The 5,876-nt window shown below is 40.9% G+C and carries 5 protein-coding genes; all 5 read right to left on the bottom strand.

Annotated elements, in window-relative coordinates; all coding sequences use genetic code 11:
- Window positions 1-81: 81 nt before the first annotated feature.
- The gene (locus tag F9C28_RS19595; RefSeq protein WP_199016924.1) at window positions 82-963 is read right to left on the bottom strand and encodes a glycosyltransferase family protein; all 882 of its coding nucleotides are present in this window, start codon (window positions 961-963) and stop codon (window positions 82-84) included.
- A 582-nt stretch (window positions 964-1,545) separates the two neighbouring features.
- Complete coding sequence (gene gndA, locus F9C28_RS19590) at window positions 1,546-2,955, bottom strand: NADP-dependent phosphogluconate dehydrogenase (protein ID WP_199016923.1); 1,410 nt, start codon at window positions 2,953-2,955, stop codon at window positions 1,546-1,548.
- 229 nt (window positions 2,956-3,184) lie between these two features.
- Entirely contained in the window at window positions 3,185-4,318 is a 1,134-nt protein-coding gene (locus F9C28_RS19585) for a glycosyltransferase family 4 protein (RefSeq protein ID WP_199016925.1), read from the bottom strand.
- An 11-nt stretch (window positions 4,319-4,329) separates the two neighbouring features.
- Window positions 4,330-5,223 (bottom strand): glycosyltransferase, encoded by an 894-nt coding sequence (locus F9C28_RS19580; protein WP_199016922.1) that lies wholly within the window; start codon window positions 5,221-5,223, stop codon window positions 4,330-4,332.
- Window positions 5,220-5,876 (bottom strand): UDP-galactopyranose mutase (locus F9C28_RS19575; RefSeq protein ID WP_332909436.1); only part of this gene is annotated, 657 nt, incomplete at its 5' end. The genes F9C28_RS19580 and F9C28_RS19575, both read right to left, overlap by 4 nt.

The following is a 5,876-nucleotide window of genomic DNA, read 5'->3' as shown; positions in this document are numbered from 1 at the left end:
GACGAAAGCAGGTATGCCTGAAAGTGTGCGTATTGCCTGAAAACACAACCCGCTACGGGGGAGACTTACCCGAAATCTGATTTATTCAACAAAGCCATTTATGTCTATAAAATCCATTGCATCAAAACCATCAATGGCAATATTTTTCCCCATAAATGTTATCTTGCTAATTTTATTTTTATTATTCAAGTTGAAATTCTTGAGTGACTTTATAAACAAGTCTAGCCCTTTTCTAATTTCAAGGCGGCCAAAGAAAACCAACTCAATACCATCATAACATGTGTCTTCCATTTCTGTATTTTCATCTTCGTTAACAATAGGATGTTTACCTGTTCTAAATATTAATGAAGGCTCGCAGTTAAAAATCACCTTCGTATTAAATGGAAGTTTCCATTTTTTATTCCTCATCCATTGAATAAGATATGCAGATGGGCTGACAACGCTATCGGCCAACTCCACACATTTTTGCTCGAGATAATATAACTCAAGGTGGTTTTGATCTCTGGGAAGGGAATAATTACCTTCATCAGCCCACATACTTGAACCATGAGTATTAATGATTATTTCAGTGTTATTGAAATTCAACCCTTGCTTCTTTGCCAATAAAGTGTAATACAATGCCCCCTGCCATTCACAGCCAATTATTTTATCGTACTTATCATTATCTTTGAGCCATAAATATGTTTGATAACTTTGCTTACGGAAATGAGGAGCATCAATAATCAACGACTCATCTACAGCAAGCTGAATCAAATTAATACGATATTCTTTATAAATAGTGTTCCAATGTTCAAAACCATGGGTCGATTCACTATATCTTCCGCTGGTATAAAGAATATCTACGTCTTCATTGTTCTGTACCAACATATCTGCCAATGCGGTAAATGCGGTCCCAATGCCACCATTTATAACCGGCCCTTCAATATCTGGACTAATTATTAAAATTCGACTCATTTTACTCATTCACCTTTCTGCCATTATTTTATCTCCAGGTAAGATAGTTCAATCAACATGAACATTTTGTCAACTCTGCTGAAAAGATTAAGAAATAATATCGTTGATGACATTAGTCTGGATAATAAAAAATCCAGACTGGACCGGCGACGCCGCAAGGGAGGTCAACATAAAGAGGGGTATCTGAGGCTACTTTATATAACTAGAGGAGTAAGTATTTTACCGCGCGAGATCATGCACAACTGGCGATGTGAGAAGCTAATGCAGGACAGACTGAAAGGTTGATCACAAGAAAAACATTCGAAAGAAAATAATTTACACTACACTAATTTTATACTATGCCCATAACTATCAAAAACGATTCATTTAGACTATTATATGGTCAGTCGAAGATAAAAAATACATATTGTGTGATTTTGGTTTACTATCATTAATATAACAATAATATACTAAATTCATCTAAAAAATTTCACGACATACATTGAGTTATTTTATATAAAACAAAGCGCATCATTATTAATATTATTTTCTCCATAAAAAAGGCCATCAAAAGATGGCCTTGTTAGTTTATAAAACTTTAAATCATATTGATCAATCTAACCATTCTGTGTGGAACACACCGTCTTTATCAATGCGCTTATAAGTATGCGCACCAAAGTAATCACGCTGAGCCTGGATCAGATTAGCCGGCAGGACCGCAGAACGGTAGCTGTCGTAATAAGAGATTGCTGCAGAGAACGTTGGGGTTGGAATGCCATTCTGTACCGCATAAGCAACGACATCACGCAGCGCCTGCTGATACTCATCAGCCGCTTGCTTAAAGTACGGCGCCAGCAGCAGGTTGGCAATGGCTTTATTCTCCGCATAAGCATCGGTAATTTTCTGCAGGAACTGGGCACGAATAATACAGCCCGCGCGGAAAATCTTCGCGATTTCGCCGTAATTCAGATCCCAGTTATACTCTTCTGAAGCCGCACGCAGCTGAGAAAAGCCCTGGGCATAAGAGACGATTTTACCCAGATACAGCGCACGGCGTACTTTCTCAACGAACTCTGCTTTATCACCAGTAAACGGCTTAGCTTGCGGACCAGTCAACACTTTAGATGCCGCAACACGCTGATCTTTCAGAGAAGAAATATAGCGGGCAAAGACAGATTCAGTGATCAGGGACAGCGGCTCCCCCAGATCCAGAGAGCTCTGGCTGGTCCATTTACCGGTGCCTTTGTTAGCTGCTTCATCCAGAATCACATCAACCAGGTATTTACCTTCTTCATCTTTTTTAGTGAAGATGTCCTTGGTGATATCGATCAGGTAGCTGCTCAGTTCACCTTTATTCCACTCGGTGAAGGTCTCTGCCAGTTCTTCGTTGCTCAGGTTCAGACCATGCTTCAGCAAAGAATAGGCTTCAGCGATCAGCTGCATATCACCGTATTCAATACCGTTGTGTACCATTTTAACGTAGTGGCCTGCGCCATCGTTACCAATATAAGCAACGCAAGGTTCACCATCTTCAGCAACCGCAGCAATCTGTTTCAGGATCGGCGCAACCAGCTCATAAGCTTCTTTCTGGCCGCCAGGCATGATGGACGGACCTTTCAGAGCCCCCTCTTCACCGCCGGAAACACCGGTTCCGATGAAGTTAAAACCTTCAGCAGACAGCTCACGGTTACGACGGATGGTGTCCTGGAAGAAGGTATTACCACCGTCGATCAGGATATCGCCTTTGTCGAGATAAGGTTTCAGAGACTCAATGGTCTTGTCGGTACCCTCACCCGCTTTCACCATCAGCAGGATACGGCGCGGTTTTTCCAGGGACTCAACAAATTCCTGTACGGTGTAATAAGGAACCAGTTTTTTGCCCGGATTTTCAGCGATGACTTCGTCAGTCTTTTCACGGGAGCGGTTGAAAACGGATACGGTATAACCACGGCTTTCGATGTTGAGCGCCAGGTTGCGCCCCATCACTGCCATACCGACGACGCCGATTTGCTGTTTGGACATTACAAACTCCTGTTGGATGTGTTGATTATCGAACTCTGCAAGTCGATAACGAGTGAATGCAGAATAGCACAAAGGCCGCTGTTCTCCTGCGCATATATTGCCCCATTACGTGTAATGGTAAAGAGAAACCAACTAAATCCTTCTCTGGCCGTCATATTCAGTGATGAGCTGATTTATACTACGTTATATATTTGAATTCAAAAATTAATCTTATCCAAATTTTACTCATTCAATCGCTCACCACATCTCGATAGGTCTTAAGTGTATTATTAATAACCAGCTTGCTGGAAAATTTATCAATGACCCTCTTGCGGCCACGAATTCCCATTTGGACACGCTCATTCGGATTGCTTAACAAATACTCAAGTTTTTCCGTTAACTCATCGATTGAATTACTTTTGACAATAAGGCCATTGTCATTATCAATAATTAAACTTTGGCAACCACCCACATCATAAGCAATACAGGCACGACCGACTGATGACGCTTCCAGTAAAATTCTGGGCACCCCTTCGGAATAGACTGAAGGCAAGGCAACAATATTTGATTCTTCAATAAGATCGCAGACATTATTAGAGCGACCAAGCCAATTAATTAATCCAGCCTGATGCCAGCGTTCTACAATATCAACACTGATAGCATCTTTATCATTTTCAACCAAAATTCCGGCGACATTCAGGGTAAAGTGAATTCCCCGCTGCTGTAACCGTTTTTTGGCCTCAACTAAGTCACCCAGCCCCTTGCTCCACAACAGGCGGCTGGCAAACAGTACCACCGGTGTATCTCTTTCCTGCTCCAGAGAATACTTATAGATCTCCGGATCAATACCCGCGCCGTCGATAACAATCGTACGCTCTTTGCCTATACCTACCAGAGTAACCAAACGATTACGATCGCGCTCATGCTCAAACATAAAGACGCTGCGTTTATTTTTGGCAATAAATTTATAGGCATTAACCGTAAAATAACGCAAAAATTTTAGCGTTACTGTCGATGCAGAAAAGACTCTACCTAAACCGACAAAACTAATCACCACTGGTTTTTTAGCATATTTGGCAATTACACCACCAATTAAACAAGGCTTAATTGTAATACAATGAATAAGATCAGGGTTTATTTTTTTTATTATTTTTACGGAATACTGAAAAGCCTGAATAAATATCAATGGATTAAATGATTGTGCTTCTATCGAAAGATTGTGGCAATGAAAACCAATACTTGTGAATTTCTCTATTATTCGTTCATCAGTGAAATGGCTAATTACATGGATCTCATAACCAGCATTACGTGCTGCAATAGCTCGATCGGTCCAGTGCAAATCAAAATACCAATCCGAATTTATAAAGTAACACAGTCTTTTCATTTGTGTGCTCACTAATGCTTCTTACCACTTATTCCTTTTATGCCGTGTACAATACCTCTGCATAAAAATGACAAGTATAGCCATTTATTTCTCTGAAATGGAAGTTGCGCTATATATTTAAATACACGAAGACAAATAGCGCCGCGACTAAACAGAGGTTTTTGTGGAAAATATGCTGTTCCAAGTAATAAATTACGAATTAAATAGTATATTTTCCATTCTGGAGTAACACATCGTCCCTGGATACTCACATCATGTCTAAAACGCAAATCAGGAGAAAAGAGAATGCTGCAGCCGTCTAATGATAATCGATAGCCAAAATATAAATCATCAAAATAAATGAATAATTCAGAATAAATATCGTTAGTGTATTTTTTTAATATATCGCTGCGAATAACCATACCAACAAAGGAAACACTTCGGACCAGAGATGCAGCAGATTCATCAGGTAAATATTTATCTGGATGTCTGGCGTAATCAAGATTATCCGCCATTGTGAAAGGGATCTCACGGAATGGTAAGTTCATCCCGCAAACATTACCACTAAGATCTCTGACTACGCCACAAAAAACATCATGCCCCTGATGGGTTAATAGCGAAAAATTATCTAAAAAATCAGCTTCTGGATAAGCATCATCATCATAGAAAACTATCCAATCGGTTTCTATATGTTGATTAATATATTCGCTACCTGCCTTAAATCCCCCGGCCCCACCGCTATTCACCGCGAGTTTGAGGGGAATAATTCTCGCATCAGTTAATGATGCCAGCCACTGCGGGGTCCCATCCGTGGACCCATTGTCAACTACCACGACTGCGCTGAAGCTTTGCTTCAGCGTTTGGGCGATTGTAGTTTTTAATTTTTCAAGCCGATTAAAAGTAACGATTAATACCGTACAATTCATCGAACATTTACCGTAAATACCGACATATCCTGCTCAGTTTCCAGTGAATGCAGATAGTCATTCGCCGTTTTTAACGCTTCTGCGATGGTAACATCCATATCAAGACAACGGTAAGTACCCAGACGTCCAACGAAAGTGATATTTTTTTCATTTTCTGCCAGAGTAAGATATTTATCCAGCAATGCCATCTCACCCATTTGGCGGATAGGATAATACGGAATATCGTCTGCACCACATGCCCGACTATATTCTTTGTAACAAACAGAACCGTCGTGTTTTTCCCATGGTGAGAAGTATTTATGCTCGGTAATCCGCGTATAAGGCACATCAACAGAGCCATAATTCATCACCGCACAGCCCTGATAATCGCCCTGATAAGTAAACTTCTCAAAATCGAGAGTACGATAACCCAGGCGCCCATGTTGATAACCAAAGAAGGCATCCAGTGGCCCACAGTAAAACACATGATCGTAGTTACCGCGTTCCGCATGGTCAAAAGTGCGGCTCAGTTCCACAGTGATATTTTCGTGATCGGCAATAGCATCAACCAGTTTGGGAAGGTGCGAACAAGTTCCTGATATGAGATCATCATATTCATCCGGAGCGCATCCCAGAGGGACATCATGAGCCATCAACTCACCTTCGCCGATAGT

This window comes from Shimwellia pseudoproteus (genome assembly GCF_016415625.1).
In the GTDB taxonomy this organism is placed as follows: Bacteria; Pseudomonadota; Gammaproteobacteria; order Enterobacterales; family Enterobacteriaceae; genus Shimwellia; species Shimwellia pseudoproteus.
The sequence above is the reverse complement of the archived record's forward strand: the minus strand, read 5'-3'. Positions and strand labels throughout refer to the sequence as shown.